Raw genomic sequence first — 14,090 nt, 5'->3', positions numbered from 1 at the left:
CGCACCATCTCCAGGAAGGCACCGCATGACGAAGTTCGTCGTCGTCCCCCAGTGGCAGGGCTCCGGCTCGTCCAGGGCCATGCAGTTGATCGATGGAGCCGAGGCGATCCGTGGCGACCTGCCGACGGCGGCCACGACACTCGTCCACGTGCCGACCGAGGCCGGCGAGGCACTCGACACCGACATCCGGCGCGCAAGTTCCCTCGTGACGACCGCGGAACTCCAACGTCAGGCGCTCGTCGGGATCGACGAGCCCGTCATCACCATCGGTGGGGACTGCGGCGTCGAACTCGCGTCGGTCGGTGAGGCCCTCCGACGCGACCCCGGCATCGCCGTCGTCTGGTTCGACGCCCACGGCGACCTCAACACCCCGCTCAGCTCGCCGTCCGGGTCGTTCAGCGGCATGGTCGCCCGGGCACTCACCGGCGAAGGCGCCGCGATGCTGCTGCCCGAGGCCCCACTCGATCCCGCCCGACTCGTCCTCGTGGGGGTGCGCGACCTCGACGACGGTGAACTCGCCCACATCGAGGAGCGTGGCATCCCCATGGTCTCCTCGGTGATGACGAGCGCCGCCGAGGTGGTCGGGGCCGTCGAGGCGACGGGCGCCGACCGCGTCTACCTACACGTGGACGTCGACGTCCTCGACCCCGCGGTCATCGCCGGCGTCAGCTCGGCCGTCCCCTTCGGTCTCGAACTCGGCACCCTGCTCGACTGCATCACCGCCCTCAGGGCACGGTTCGGCTTCGCCGGGGCCGGGGTCACGGGCTTCTCGCCCGGCTCCCCCGACGCCGCAGCCGACGACCTCGGCACCATCCTCCGCATCATCGGCGCGATCAGTCGCGAACCGAAACCCGACAGCATCAACCCGACAGGAGTCACCCCATGAGCCGTACCGTCGATCTCGTCGTCATCGGAGCCGGACCCGTCGGCGAGAACGTCGCCGACTACGCCCACAAGAGCGGTCTGAGCGTCGTCATCGTCGAGAGCGAACTGGTCGGCGGTGAGTGCTCCTACTGGGCCTGCATGCCGTCCAAGGCCCTCATCCGCTCGGGAGCCGCCCTGCGGGCCGCCAAGCGCACGGGGGGAGCCATCCCCGAGGACACCGCGCTCGATCCGCTCAAGGTCCTCGCGCGACGGGACTCGTTCACGAGCGACTGGTCGGACGACGGCCAGGTCGAGTGGCTCGAGGGCGCCGGCATCGAGCTGGTGCGTGGGCACGGTCGCCTGACCGGCGAGCGCGAGGTCACCGTGACGGCCGCCGACGGCTCGACGACGGTGCTCACGGCGACGCACGCCGTCGCGGTCTGCACCGGCTCCGCGGCGCTCCTTCCCGACATCCCCGGGCTGTCGGCGGTGGAGCCGTGGACGAGCCGCGAGGCCACGAGCGTCCAGACCCTGCCCGAGTCCGTCGCCTTCCTCGGTGGCGGCGTCGTCGCCGTCGAGCTCGCGACCGCCTACCGCTCGCTCGGGGTCGACGTCACGCTCGTCGCCCGCAGCGGCCTGCTCGGCAACACCGAGCCGTTCGCCGGCGAGCTCGTCGAGTCCTCCCTGCGTGAACTCGGCGTGACGATCGTGCACGCCTCCCCCACCGCCGTCTCCCGGGCCGCCGACGGCGCCGTCACGCTCGAGTTCGACGACCGGGACGCGGTGACGACGGCGGAACTCGTCGTGGCCACCGGCCGGACGCCCCGGACGGACGACCTCGGGCTCGAGACCGTCGGCCTGGAACCGGGTGCCTGGATCGAGGTCGACGATCAGCTCCTCGCTCACGGCAGCGACTGGCTCTACGCCGTCGGCGACGTCAACCACCGGGCGCTCCTGACGCACCAGGGCAAGTACCAGGCACGTGCCGCGGGAGCGGTCATCGCAGCACGGGCGAACGGCGAGGACGTCGACACCAGCCCGTGGAGCGACCACGCGGCGACCGCCGACCACCGTGCCGTGCCGCAGGTCGTCTTCTCCGAGCCCGAGGTCGCAGCCGTCGGACTCACGGCCGCGCAGGCCGAGGCGGCGGGGATCGCCCACCGGGTGGTCGACTACGACCTCGGTGGCATCGCGGGCTCGAGCCTCCACGCCGACGGCTACACCGGGCGGGCGAGGATGGTCGTCGACGAGGATCGCGGCGTGATCATCGGGATGACCTTCGTGGGTCAGGACGTCGCCGAACTCGTCCACGCCGCGACGATCGCCGTCGTCGGTGAGGTGCCGCTGCACCGCCTCTGGCACGCGGTGCCGTCCTACCCGACGATGAGCGAGATCTGGCTGCGACTCCTCGAGACCTACCGGAGCGGTGCGTGACCCGTCCCGGCGACGTCGACGAGCCGCGGAGCCGTCGTTCCGGCGGCCCGTGGCTCGACTCACCCCTGAGCCGGATCGGGTACTGGTACGCCACGCTCACCGGGCTCGTCTGGGGCGCACTCTGGAGCACCGGCCCGGTCGAACGGCGGGGCGGGATGATCGTCTTCCGCGGGATGCCGTCGTGGACGTTCGGCCGAGGTGGTTCGTGCGTCGGCGGGGTGTACCTCACCGACCGGAACGTGTCGACCCGGGTGCTCGAACACGAGGCGGTGCACAAGCGGCAGTGGCAGCGGTACGGCATGCTCTTCCCGCTGATGTACGCGATCGCCGGTCGAGATCCGCTCCGGAACCGCTTCGAGATCGAAGCCGGTCTCGAAGCGGGAGGCTACCTGCCGAAGCGCCGCTGACGAGCGTCGCGGCGTCCGCGCGATGCCGAGCCGGTTCGAGGGCGTGTCAGTGCGATGCGCGCTCGACCGAACTCGAGCGCTGACGCACGCCGATGCTCGCCAGGGTCATCCTGAGGTCGTTCCGGAGACCGGTCAGGTGCTCCGTCTCGCCGCCGATCCACACGTGGTAGTCGGCCGCGTCGTGTCCGTCGACGTCGAGCATCTCGCTCGCCCAGGCCCGGGTCGCTCGCGCGACGGCCTGACCGCGTGCGCACCGGCTGCCCGTTCCGGGTTCCCCCGAACGCGCTGCGCGGACGAGCCACGTCACGACGACGCGTCCCGGCGAGTCGAGGGTGGTGATCGACGCGGCGTCGTCGACCTCGACGAAGACCTGACCGCGGGCGCAGATGGGGAGCAGCGCGAGGACCTCGGCCAGCTCGCCGACCGACGACTCGTCGCCCGCGAGCAGCACGTGGCGTGCGTCCGCGACGGCGAACTCCGCCGGATCCTCGAAATAGCTCACGCGATCAGTATAGGCGAGCCTAAGCTCACTTCGATCCCCTGCGCAGGGTCTTCCAAGGCGGCGGAGCACATCACGATCCGATCACTCTGTGACGCCCCCCGACACCGTGGCTGGCACCACACACGTCGACTGGGTACGCTCGCTGGAGCCCCAGCGATGCGGCTTTCCGGACGCGGTCCAGTATTCACGCGGCCCAGGCGGGAATGCCCGCTGCCCGGAACCGGTTGTGCGTCTCCAGATGCCGGCCACTCCAGCATCCCCGAAAGGACCTCCATGCGTCATCGTCAGCTGCGTCGTCAGCTCCTCACCGCCGCGATCGCGGTCACCGGCGCCGCCCTCGTCCTCACCGGCTGCGCAGGCCCGGCCGCGACGCCGACGCCCGACGCCGACGCGACCCTGCGGGTCGGTCTCGTCCTGGAGCCCTCCGACCTCAACATCCGCACCACCTCGGGTGCCGCGCTCGATCAGATACTCATCGACAACGTCTACCAGGGCCTCGTGTCCCGCACCGAGGACAACCAGATCGTCGACACGCTCGCCAAGAGCCACGACATCAGCGCCGACGGTCTCACCTACACCTTCGTCCTCCGCGACGGCGTGACCTTCCACGACGGCGCCGCCCTGACCGCGGCCGACGTCGTCGACTCCATCACCCAGGTGCAGCAGGACCCGACCTTCGTCGACAACGTGGCGCTCCAGAAGGTCGCCTCGATCACGGCCGTCGACGACTCGACCGTGCAGCTGCAGCTCACCTCGCCCGACTCCAACCTGTTGTGGACCCTGACCGGACGCGCAGGACTCGTGCTGGAGTCGGGCGCCACCAACGACCTGTCGACGACCGCCAACGGCACCGGGCCGTTCACGCTGAAGACCTGGAAGCAGGGCGACAGCATCACCTTCGACCGGAACACGAAGTACTGGGGCGACGCTCCGAAGGTCAAGGAGGTCGTCTTCAGCTACATCCCCGACGCCTCCTCCGCCGTCAACGCCACCCTCGCCGGCGAACTCGACGTGCAGACGGCGCTCGACGCGAACCTCAAGGACCAGATCACCCGCGCCGACGGGTTCAGCATCACCGAGGGCAAGACGACCGACAAGTACACCCTCGCCTTCAACAACCAGCGCGCTCCCCTGAACGACCCCCTCGTCCGACAGGCGCTCCGCTCCGCCATCGACCACGCCGCGATCGTCGAGGCCGTCGGCGGCGCCGCGGTCGAGCAGTACGGGCCGATCCCCGAGCTCGACCCGGGCTACGAGAACCTCAGCGAGCTCGTGAAGTACGACCCGGACCAGGCGAAGGCGCTCCTCGCCCAGGCCGGCCAGGAGAACCTGTCGCTGACACTCACGATCCCGAGCTTCTACGGCACCTCGGTGGCCAACGTCCTGGTGTCCGAGTTCAAGGCCATCGGCGTCACCCTCACCGTGAAGAGCGTCGAGTTCCCGACCTGGCTCAACGACGTCTACACGAACAAGGACTACGACCTCAGCTACGTGAACCACGTCGAGGCGCGCGACTTCCAGAACTGGGCGAACCCGAACTACTACTTCGGCTACGACAACGCGCAGGTCCAGTCGCTCTATGCTGAATCCGTAGCGGCGACCGACCCGGCCGTCGCAGCTCAGAAGCTCAAGGAGGCGGCGTACCTCGTGTCGAAGGACAACGCCGCCGACTGGCTCTACACCGCGATCACCCTCACGGTGGTGCGCGACGGCGTGACCGGCTTCCCCGTGGACTCGGTCAACTCGCGCATCGACCTGGCGAAGGTCGCCGTGACCGGGTGACCCGCTTCATCCTGACGAGGCTGGTGCTCCTCCTCGTCGGGCTCCTCGCCGCGAGCGCCCTGATCTTCTTCACCATCAGGGTGCTCCCGGGCGACGTCGCCCAGGTCATCGCCGGAACGGACGCGACGCCCGAAGCGGTCGCCGCGATCCGCGAACGGTTGGGACTCGGCCAGCCCGTCCTCCTGCAGTACCTCGACTGGATCGGCGGGTTGCTCCGCGGCGATCTGGGGAACTCGCTCATCACGGGCACCCCCGTCGCCAGCGAACTCGCCCAGAAGGCGCAGGTCACCGTCCCGCTCGGCATCATGGCCCTCGTGATCGCCCTCGCGTTCAGCGTGCCGCTCGGGGTGTTGGCCGCCGTCCGGCGCACCCGCGCGACGGGCGTCGTCATCTCCTTCGCGTCGCAGGGGCTCGCCGCCGTCCCGGTCGTCTGGGCCGGCATGATGCTCGTGCTCCTCTTCGCCGTCGTGCTCGGTTGGCTCCCGGCGCAGGGCTTCCCGCGCGCGGGCTGGAACGATCCGCTGGCGGCGATCCGCGCACTCCTCCTCCCGGCACTCACGATCGGCGTCGTCGAGGGCGCGGTCCTGCTGCGCTTCGTCCGTTCCGCCGCCCTCGACGCGATCGGCCAGGACTACGTCCGGACGGCGGCGGCCAAGGGGCTGACCCGTTCGCAGGCACTCATCCGCCATGGGCTGCCGAACGTGGCCCTCTCGGTCGTCACCGTGCTCGGGCTCCAGATCGCCGGGCTCATCGTCGGCAGCGTCATCATCGAACAGCTCTTCACCCTGCCCGGCATCGGGCGCATGCTCGTCGCCGACGTCGGCAACCGCGACCTCGTGAAGGTGCAGGGCGAACTCCTCGTCCTCACCGGGGTGGTCCTCGTGATCGGTGCCGTCGTGGACGTGGTCCACCGTCTCGCGGACCCGCGACTCCGAGAACGGGAGCGCAGCGCATGACCGCCCGTCAGGATCACGCCCGTCGGCGCACGGCATCAGGTGGACTCCGCACGCTCGTGTCCGGCCCGGCCGGCGTGTTCGGGCTCGTCGTGGTCATCCTGGTCCTCCTGAGCGCCGGTGTCTCCTTCCTCTGGACGCCCTACGACCCCCAGCTCACCGATCCGTTCGCGAAGTGGCTGGCTCCGTCGCCGGCCCATCTGCTCGGCACGGACGAGGTCGGACGCGACATCTTCAGCCTGCTGCTCGTCGGTGCTCGGGTGACCGTGGCCGTCGCGATCGGTTCCGCCGTGGTCTCGACGATCATCGGGGTCGCGCTCGCCGCCCTCGGTTCGCTCACGCGGTGCTGGGTCCGGGAGACGGTCGCGGTGCTGATCGACATCCTCATCGCGTTCCCGACCCTCCTGATCGCCATGATGATCGCCTCGGTCTTCGGCGGCTCGCTGTGGGTCGTCATCTGGGCGGTGGGCATCAGCTTCGGTGTGAACATCGCCCGGGTGACCCGCCCCGAGATCCGCCGGGTCTCGCACAGCGAGTACGTGCTCGCCGGCAAGGCCGCCGGTCTCGGGCCGGTGAGGAACCTGACGCGACATCTCCTGCCGAACGTCGCACCGGTGTTCATCGTCCAGCTGTCGTGGTCGATGGCGGTCGCGGTCCTCGCCGAGGCGGGCCTGTCGTACCTCGGCTACGGCGCCCCCTCCAGCGTCCCGTCGTGGGGTCGGATGCTCAGTGAGCTGCAGACCTACCTCGCCGTGCACCCGCTGTCGGTGCTGTGGCCGGGGCTCGCCATCACCGTCACCGTCCTCGCCCTCAACCTGCTGGGCGACGCCCTCCGGGACGCGACCGACCCGACCCTCGGTCGCCGGGCCCCCGCCTCGACGCCCACCTCGCCCCAGGGGGTGACCGCATGAGTCTCGACGTCCAGGACCTCGTGGTCACGCTCGGCGGCCGCCGGGTCGTCGACGGCGTGAGCTTCAGCGTGCCGGCGGGCGCACGGTTCGGCCTCATCGGCGAGTCCGGTTCCGGGAAGTCGCTGACGGCGCTGGCGATCCTCGGACTCCTCCCCGACGGCGCGTCGGTGAGCGGTAGCATCCGCTGGCAGGGCGAGGAACTCCTCGGCCGGGACGACCGCGAACTGGCGCGGATCCGCGGGCGTGAGATCGGGATCGTGTTCCAGGAACCTCGGACGGCGCTCAACCCGATCCGCACCATCGGACGTCAGATCGGCGAGTCACTGCGCATCCACGAGGGGCTGTCGAAACGGGAAGCACTCGACCGGGCCGTCGAACTCGCCGCGCGGGTCCGTCTGCCCGACCCCGAGCGCATCGTCCGGCGGTACCCGCACCAGCTGTCCGGCGGGCAACGCCAGCGGGTCGCGGCCGCCATCGCGCTCGCCTGCGGACCCTCCCTGCTCATCGCGGACGAACCGACCACGGCGCTCGACGTCACCATCCAGTCGGAGATCCTGGGCCTCTTCGAGCGTCTCGTGAACGAGACCGGGGCGTCCCTCGTCTTCATCACGCACGACCTCGCGGTCCTCTCCCGGATCGCCAGCGATGCCGTGGTGCTCGCGCAGGGCAAGGTCGTCGAGGCCGGGCCCGTCGCACAGCTGCTCTCGACGCCGGTCTCTCCCGTGACGCAGCGGCTGTTGGCCGCCGCGAAGACCATGAGCTGGAAGGGCGAGGACGATGACTGAGCCGCTGCTCCGCGCCCAGGGCCTCGGACGGGTCTACACGAACCCGCGGGAGTCGCTCTTCCAGCGCCCGAGCCGCACCGCCGCCCTCCACCCGAGCGACCTCGTCGTCGCCCCGGGTGAGGCCGTCGGCATCATCGGCGAATCGGGGTCGGGCAAGTCGACGCTCGTCCGCCTCCTGCTCGCGCTCGACACCCCGAGCTCCGGCACGGTCGAGTTCGACGGCCGTCCGGTCAGCGCCGCGGCGAGCGCCAGGAGTCTGCACTGGTTCCGTCGACAGACAGGTGTGGTGTTCCAGGACCCGTACGCGTCGCTCGACCCGCGGATGAGTATCGGGCGGATCGTCGCCGAGCCGCTCTCCGCGCTCGGGATCGACGGCGACCACCGTTCCAAAGTGCGCGCGGTACTCCGGCTCGTCGGTCTCGACGCCGACGCGGCCGACCGCTTCCCGCATGAGTTCTCCGGTGGTCAGCGCCAGCGCATCGCCCTCTCGCGAGCGATCGTGCACCGCCCTCGCCTCCTCGTCGGCGACGAACCCCTCAGCGCGCTCGACGTCACCGTCCGCGCGCAGATCCTCGAGTTGCTCGGCGGGCTGCGGCAGGAGCTCGGGCTCGCGATCGTGCTCGTCTCGCACGACATCGGCGTGGTGCAGCATCTCTGCGACCGGGTCGTCGTCATGCGCGACGGATCGATCGTCGAGGAGGGTCCGGTCGCCAAGGTCCTCAGTCGGCCCTCGCACCCGTACACGACCCAGCTGCTCGCCTCGGTCCCCCGCCTCTGACGCCGCCCAGCTCCCGAGCCACCGTCTCGGTCCCTGAGCCACCATCTCCGGCCCCTCAGACACCATCCGGTCCCTTGAGCCACCATCCCCGGTCCCTGAGCCTGTCGAAGGGCCTCAGGCGGCCGGGTCCGCCAGCCGCCGGTGCCGGCGCAGGGCCGCGCGCTGACTCGGCGACTCACCGTGCAGGACGAGCCCCACGATCCACAGGACGACCCGCGTCGCCGTCACGACCGGCAGCGGTATCGGACCGAGGTGCGCGGTGCGGAGCCCGAGGATGCGGCGGTACTCGGCTGGGATCGTCGCGACGGCTCCCGCGAAGAGGATCCCGTAGGCGGGGAGCAGCGAGCGGTCGAGCGGCGGACGCCGGAGGAACGCCAGGGTCTCGTCCACCCTCGGGCCGCCGGTCAGCTCGCCCGCGTCGAGGTAACCGCGCAGCTGTCGGGCCAGCTCAGCCTCGGAGCGGGGCGGGTCGACGACGCCCATGAGCTCACCCGCGAGTGCCCAGTCGGCCACATAGGCGTCCGCACCACCGGGGATCCGGCCACCCCAGGTCTGTCGCACGCTCAGGAAGGCGTCGGTGAACGCGAGGTGCACCCAGCGCAGGAGGTCCGGGTCGTTGGCCGCGTACGGGCGCACCACGCCATGGGCGTCGAGGTATTCCCCGACGACGCGTTCGTGGAGCTTGAGCACGTAGTCGCTCGTCCGACGGGCCGTGTCGCGGTCGCCGTAGGTGACGGTGAAGATCCAGCGGATGGTGCCGTCGAGCCGTCCGAGCGGGTCCTCCCGGTACCGGGACCAGTCGTGCACGCCGGCGAGCGCCCCGGGGTGGGCCGCCTGCAGGAGGAGCGCCCGGATGCCGGCGACCATGGTCTCGACACCGCCGTGCACCGTCCAGGCCGCGGAGTCGGGCGTGAAGAACCCCGCGTCGGTGCCGTCCTCGAGATCGAGCGTCCACTGCGGCGGGCGGTCCTGCTCCACCGCGAAGACCGCGAGGATGCGTGAGCGGAGCCCGGCGAGCAGGCGGGTGCGCAGGCGGGAGACCGGTCGCCGTCCAGTGCCGACATCCACCACTCGATCGTCCTCCACTCGCCGTCACGACGAGCCTACGTCGGGATGCCGGCGGCCCCGCCCGTAGGGGGATCATCTCCTCCATCGCGGTCCCAGAGCCTGTCGAAGGGCGCCTCGGCAGGGCCCCGGTCACCGGGCTGGCTTGCGCGCTTCGATGAGGGTTCGGGAGGAGTGCGCGACGAACGGGCCGTCCTCCTGCAGGGAACGGTGCAGCTCCCGCAGGCGGTCGAGGTACCGCGCGGAGGTGAATCCGGGCACCATCCAGATCACCTTGCGCAGGAACCAGACGATCGCACCGACGTCGTGGAACTCGATGCGCAGCCGTTCGGTCCGCAAGCACACGATCTCGAGTCCGGCGGCACGGGCGCCGACGGCCTCGTCGTCGGGATGACGCGCGCGACGGACCGCTTCGGGCTGTGGGCCGAGGAAGGCCTCGACGAGTTCGAACACGCTCGCCGGTCCGACGTGCTGGGCGAGGTAGCCGCCGCCCGGGGCGATCACCCGAGCCACGTCGGTCCAGTCCACGGCGACGGGATGCCGACTCGACACGAGCGCGAACGAGTCGTCCGCGAACGGCAATGGAGCACCCTCCTCCGTGCGAACGACGACGACGCCGCGCGGGTGCAGGCGGGCGGCGGCTCGGGCGAGGTTCGGTGGCCAGGACTCGGTGGCGGCGGCGAGCGGCGGAAGCACCGGCGCCGTGTCCAACACCTCTCCCCCGCCGGTCTCGAGGTCGAGCGAGGACGGGACGTCGGCCAGACGTCTCCCGAGCAACTCCGAGAACCGCCAGGAGGGGCGCTCCTCACTGGCCCGGCCGTCGAGCCAGGAGAAGTCCCACCCGTCGACCGAGGCGGCGTCGGCCTCGGCGACGAGGTCGTCGAACGATCGTGACATGGTCTCCTCCGTGCGCGGCTCCGTGCTCGGTGCGCTCATCCGACGGCCTCGAACCGGCTCGGATCGAGCCGCTCGACGTCGAGCCGCGGCACCGCGTCGAGCAGCTCCCGAGTGTACGCGTGCTGCGGATGCCCGAGGACGGCCGAGGCCGGGCCCGACTCGACGACGCGCCCGTTCGACAGCACCGTCACCTCGTCCGCGATCTGCCGGACGAGACCGAGGTCGTGCGAGATGAACAGGTAGCTGAGCGCGTGCTCGTCCCGGAGGTCGAGGAGCAGTTCGACGATCTGCGCCTGCACCGAGACATCGAGCGCCGAGGTGGGCTCGTCGAGGACGAGCACCGACGGCGCGAGGACGAGCGTCCTCGCGAGTGCGACCCGCTGGCGCTGACCGCCCGACACCTCCCGTGCACGACGCCCCTGCGCACTCGCGGGGAGGGCGACCTGGTCGAGGATGTTCGCGACGCGGCGCCGGCGTTCGGCGGCGCTCCGCACCCCGTGGATCCGCAGGGGCTCCTCGATGATCTGTCCGACGGTGTACCGCGGATCGACCGCCGAGAGCGGGTTCTGGTAGACCAGCTGGAGGTCGCGCGCGAAGGGGTTGGCGACGGCGTTGTCCCGCGGGAGTTCCCGGCCGACGACCCGCACCGAGCCGTCGTCGAAGGAGGTGAGCCCGGCGACGATGCGCGCGAGCGTCGATTTGCCCGACCCGGACTCGCCGACGAGCGCGTGGATCGAACGCGGACGGAGGACGAGCGACGCGCCGTCGAGTGCGGGCGGCGCCTGCGGATCGCGTCCGAACCGTTTGGACACCTGCGACACCTCGACCACTGCGGGCGCCGCGTTCGTCTCGCCGCGCTGCTCCGCCTGCACCTGCTCGGCCGCAGCGCGGATGCGTTCCCGGTAGCGCAAGGGCGAGGACGCGGGCGAGTCGGAGAGCAGCCCCACCGTGTAGGGGTGCCGCGGTGCGAGCAACACCTCCTCGGCCGGGCCCGACTCACGGACGTTCCCGTCCTGTAGGACCACGATCGCGTCGCTGCGCTCCTGCGCCAGCGCCAGGTCGTGGGTGATGAAGAGGATCCCGAGCCCGAGCTCCTGCCGGAGGCCGTCGAGGAGGTCGAGGATGCGCCGTTGGACGGTCACGTCGAGCGCGGACGTCGGCTCGTCGGCGATGAGCAGCTTGGGCCTCGCCGCAATGGCGATCGCGATGAGCACCCGCTGCAACTGCCCGCCCGAGAGCTCGTGCGGGTAGGACCGCACGCGGGCCGAGGCCTGACGGATGCCCACGTGCTCGAGCAACTCGATCACGCGCGCGGGGACCTCCGAGCGTGGGGTGTCGCCCGCCACCTGGACCGCCTGGGCGATCTGCACGCCGATCCGCTGCAGCGGGTCGAGTGAACTCAGCGGATCCTGCGGGATGAAACCGAGCGTCGAGCCGCGCAGGGGGCGCCACTGCTTCCGGGAGAAATCGGCGACCTCGTGTCCGGCGACCGTGACCCGACCGGCGGTGACCGAGCCGTTGCCGGGGAGGAGCCCCGCGACCGCCCGGGCGATCGTGCTCTTCCCCGAACCGGACTGGCCCACGAGCGACACCGTCTCGCCGCGTCCCACCTGGAACGACACGTCGCGCACCGTGTCGGTCGGCCCCCTCGAGCCGCGCGTCCGGTACCCGACGGCGAGTCCGTCGACGAGCAACGGCACCGGAGCCGCGTCGACGACGTGGAGTGCGCTGTGCTGTAGTGCTGCCTGGTTCATGCGGTGGTCCTCTCGCGGGTGAGTCGGCTGAGACGGCTGATGGCGAGCACGGTGACGGCGATCACGAGGCCCGGGACGACGACGAGCCACGGCGAGGACACGACGTACTGACGACCCTCGGAGACGAGCAGACCCCACTCCGGGTCGGGCGGCGGAGCTCCGTACCCGAGGAAGCTGAGCGAGGAGATCCAGATGATCGCGAGTCCGAACTGGAGGGCCGTGAGCGACAGCACCGCAGAGTACGAGTTCGGGAAGACGTGCTTGGCGAGGACGTGCGCCCGCGAACCGCCGAGATGGTGACTCGCCTCGACGAACGGCAGGTCCTTCACCGTCAACACCTCGGAGCGCATGATCCTCGTGAACGCCGCGATCGAGGAGATCCCCACGGCGACGGCCGCGTTCAGGGTGCCGAAGCCGAGCGCCACGACGACGACCATCGCGAGGAGCAGCCCGGGGATCGAGAGCAGCACGTCGACGATCCGGCTGATGACGGCGTCGACGAGACCGCCGAACGACGCGGCGACGAGCCCGAGGACCGTGCCGGCGCCGAGACCGATGAGGACGGCGACCGCAGAGCCGAGCAGGGTCCGACCGGTACCGTGGATCACCCGCGACAGCAGGTCGCGACCCAGGGAGTCGGTTCCGAACCAGTGCGCGACCGATGGAGCGGCGAGCGCGTTGGCGTCGTCGGGCTCGAGCGGGTCGTACGGCGTGAGGAGGCCGGGTGCGACCACGGACACGAGGACGAGACCGACCACGATGATCGCCAGGACGTCAGCGACCCCGAGGCGGCCGAGGAGTCGACGGAACGCGTCCGGTCCGTCGTCGGCCGCGGTGACGTCGCGGTCCGGTCGGAGTCGGAGGCTCATGCGTCCACGCTCGCTTTCGTCGGGATACCGTCGGGCACCGCCGTCCCCGTCGCCGCCGCTGTCGCGACCGTCGGCCTGGCGAGGCGGGAGCGTCGGGACCGCCCATGCCCCGGGCGGACGATGCGCGGGTCGAGGACGGGGTAGACGAGGTCGGTCACGAGATTGATGCCGACGTAGATGGAGGAGATGAGGATGACGACGGCCAGGATCACCGGGGTGTCCTGATCGCGCACGCTCTCGAAGGTGATGAATCCGAGGCCGGTGCGGGTGAACACGGCCTCGACGACGACGGCACCGGCCAGCAGCTCTCCGACGACGAGGGCGAGCATCGTGATCGACGGGATCGCACCGTTCTTCAGGACGTGGCCGAGGGCGATCCGGACCTCGCTCGTCCCCTTCGCGCGGAGCACGGTGACGAAGGGTTCGTCCGCAGCCTTCCGGAGTCCCTGGATCAACACCTGCGTCAACGGACCGTTGACGGCGAGCGCCAGGGTCAGTGCCGGGAGCACGTAGGACACGAAGCCCTGATCGCGCACCGACGACACCCAGCCGAGCTGGAAGGAGAAGATCGCGAGGAGCACGAAGCCGATGAGGAAGCTCGGCGCGGAGATGGAGGCGATGGGCGCTGAGGCCGCGATGCTCCTGATCGCCCTGACGGGGGCGTACACGGCGGTGAGTGCGATGGCGAGCGACAGCACGATCGTCATGATGAACGCCACGCCTGCGAGCACGATGGTGTCCGAGAAGCCCTGCGCGACGAGGTCCGAGACGGCACGACCGCTGACCAGCGAGTACCCCAGGTCTCCCTGGAAGAGTCGGCTCACCGTCAGCGCGAACTGTTCGATCGGCGACAGGTCGAAGTGGTAGTAGGCCCGCAGTGCTTCGCCGGCGGACGGGGGCAGTGGGTTGAGCGGGCTCGTCAGCTTGTTCTCGATGGGGTCGCCGGGCAGGACGAAGAGGGTGAAGAAGACGAGCGTGTAGACGAGGGCGATCACGAGGAGCGCCTGGGCGACGCGCCTGATCACGTACTCGCGGTACTGCCGGCGTCGCGTGTCCGCCGCGCTGGCGTTCGGATGCTGGTTGGACATG

Annotated in this window: 14 protein-coding genes; 8 read left to right on the top strand and 6 right to left on the bottom strand. The window is 70.6% G+C overall.

Annotated features, from left to right (window positions below):
* Nucleotides 1–25 precede the first annotated feature (25 nt).
* Genes RWN05_RS11440 through RWN05_RS11430 form a run of 3 tightly spaced genes read left to right on the top strand, consistent with a single transcriptional unit; the run spans nt 26 to nt 2,705 of the window.
* Entirely contained in the window at nt 26–886 is an 861-nt protein-coding gene (locus RWN05_RS11440) for an arginase family protein (protein ID WP_314139618.1), read from the top strand.
* Nucleotides 883–2,298 carry an NAD(P)/FAD-dependent oxidoreductase gene (locus RWN05_RS11435; protein ID WP_314139616.1) on the top strand — a complete coding sequence of 472 codons (1,416 nt, stop codon included), beginning with the start codon at nt 883–885 and terminating at the stop codon, nt 2,296–2,298. Before RWN05_RS11440 ends, RWN05_RS11435 begins: the two co-directional genes overlap by 4 nt.
* Nucleotides 2,295–2,705: a hypothetical protein gene (locus tag RWN05_RS11430; RefSeq protein ID WP_064295281.1), complete on the top strand. Its 411-nt coding sequence runs from the start codon at nt 2,295–2,297 to the stop codon at nt 2,703–2,705. The genes RWN05_RS11435 and RWN05_RS11430 overlap by 4 nt, the downstream gene beginning before the upstream one ends.
* Nucleotides 2,706–2,751: 46 nt before the next feature.
* On the opposite strand, the gene RWN05_RS11425 is transcribed toward RWN05_RS11430, so the two are convergent.
* Complete coding sequence (locus tag RWN05_RS11425) at nt 2,752–3,207, bottom strand: SIP domain-containing protein (protein WP_064295280.1); 456 nt, start codon at nt 3,205–3,207, stop codon at nt 2,752–2,754.
* Nucleotides 3,208–3,480: 273 nt separating this feature from the next.
* Here RWN05_RS11425 and RWN05_RS11420 point away from each other — a divergent pair, with 273 nt between their 5' ends.
* From RWN05_RS11420 to RWN05_RS11400, 5 genes are read left to right on the top strand one after another with little or no spacing between them, the layout of a single operon-like run.
* Nucleotides 3,481–4,989 carry an ABC transporter substrate-binding protein gene (locus tag RWN05_RS11420; protein ID WP_079002776.1) on the top strand — a complete coding sequence of 503 codons (1,509 nt, stop codon included), beginning with the start codon at nt 3,481–3,483 and terminating at the stop codon, nt 4,987–4,989.
* Nucleotides 4,986–5,945, top strand: a complete 960-nt coding sequence (locus RWN05_RS11415) for an ABC transporter permease (RefSeq protein WP_314139613.1) — start codon at nt 4,986–4,988, stop codon at nt 5,943–5,945. The genes RWN05_RS11420 and RWN05_RS11415 overlap by 4 nt, the downstream gene beginning before the upstream one ends.
* On the top strand, nt 5,942–6,853 hold the full coding sequence (locus RWN05_RS11410; protein WP_314139612.1) for an ABC transporter permease: 912 nt from the start codon (nt 5,942–5,944) through the stop codon (nt 6,851–6,853). Before RWN05_RS11415 ends, RWN05_RS11410 begins: the two co-directional genes overlap by 4 nt.
* On the top strand, nt 6,850–7,638 hold the full coding sequence (locus RWN05_RS11405; RefSeq protein WP_314139611.1) for an ABC transporter ATP-binding protein: 789 nt from the start codon (nt 6,850–6,852) through the stop codon (nt 7,636–7,638). Before RWN05_RS11410 ends, RWN05_RS11405 begins: the two co-directional genes overlap by 4 nt.
* On the top strand, nt 7,631–8,416 hold the full coding sequence (locus tag RWN05_RS11400) for an ATP-binding cassette domain-containing protein (RefSeq protein WP_314139610.1): 786 nt from the start codon (nt 7,631–7,633) through the stop codon (nt 8,414–8,416). The genes RWN05_RS11405 and RWN05_RS11400 overlap by 8 nt, the downstream gene beginning before the upstream one ends.
* Nucleotides 8,417–8,530: 114 nt before the next feature.
* On the opposite strand, the gene RWN05_RS11395 is transcribed toward RWN05_RS11400, so the two are convergent.
* The 5 genes from RWN05_RS11395 to RWN05_RS11375 form a co-directional block, all read right to left on the bottom strand.
* Complete coding sequence (locus RWN05_RS11395) at nt 8,531–9,484, bottom strand: oxygenase MpaB family protein (protein WP_314139609.1); 954 nt, start codon at nt 9,482–9,484, stop codon at nt 8,531–8,533.
* A gap of 129 nt (nt 9,485–9,613) precedes the next feature.
* Complete coding sequence (locus RWN05_RS11390; protein ID WP_314139607.1) at nt 9,614–10,378, bottom strand: SAM-dependent methyltransferase; 765 nt, start codon at nt 10,376–10,378, stop codon at nt 9,614–9,616.
* Nucleotides 10,379–10,413: 35 nt separating this feature from the next.
* Nucleotides 10,414–12,132 carry an ABC transporter ATP-binding protein gene (locus tag RWN05_RS11385; protein WP_314139606.1) on the bottom strand — a complete coding sequence of 573 codons (1,719 nt, stop codon included), beginning with the start codon at nt 12,130–12,132 and terminating at the stop codon, nt 10,414–10,416.
* A complete protein-coding gene (locus tag RWN05_RS11380; protein ID WP_314139605.1) occupies nt 12,129–13,001 on the bottom strand; it encodes an ABC transporter permease in 873 nt (290 codons plus the stop codon). The genes RWN05_RS11385 and RWN05_RS11380 overlap by 4 nt, the downstream gene beginning before the upstream one ends.
* Nucleotides 12,998–14,089, bottom strand: coding sequence for an ABC transporter permease (locus RWN05_RS11375; RefSeq protein WP_314139604.1), 1,092 nt, complete (start codon nt 14,087–14,089; stop codon nt 12,998–13,000). The genes RWN05_RS11380 and RWN05_RS11375 overlap by 4 nt, the downstream gene beginning before the upstream one ends.
* Between the last annotated feature and the right edge of the window lies 1 nt (nt 14,090).

Source organism: uncultured Plantibacter sp., from assembly GCF_963518075.1.
GTDB lineage: Bacteria > Actinomycetota > Actinomycetes > Actinomycetales > Microbacteriaceae > Plantibacter > Plantibacter flavus_A.
This window is presented reverse-complemented; position numbering and strand designations above follow the sequence as displayed.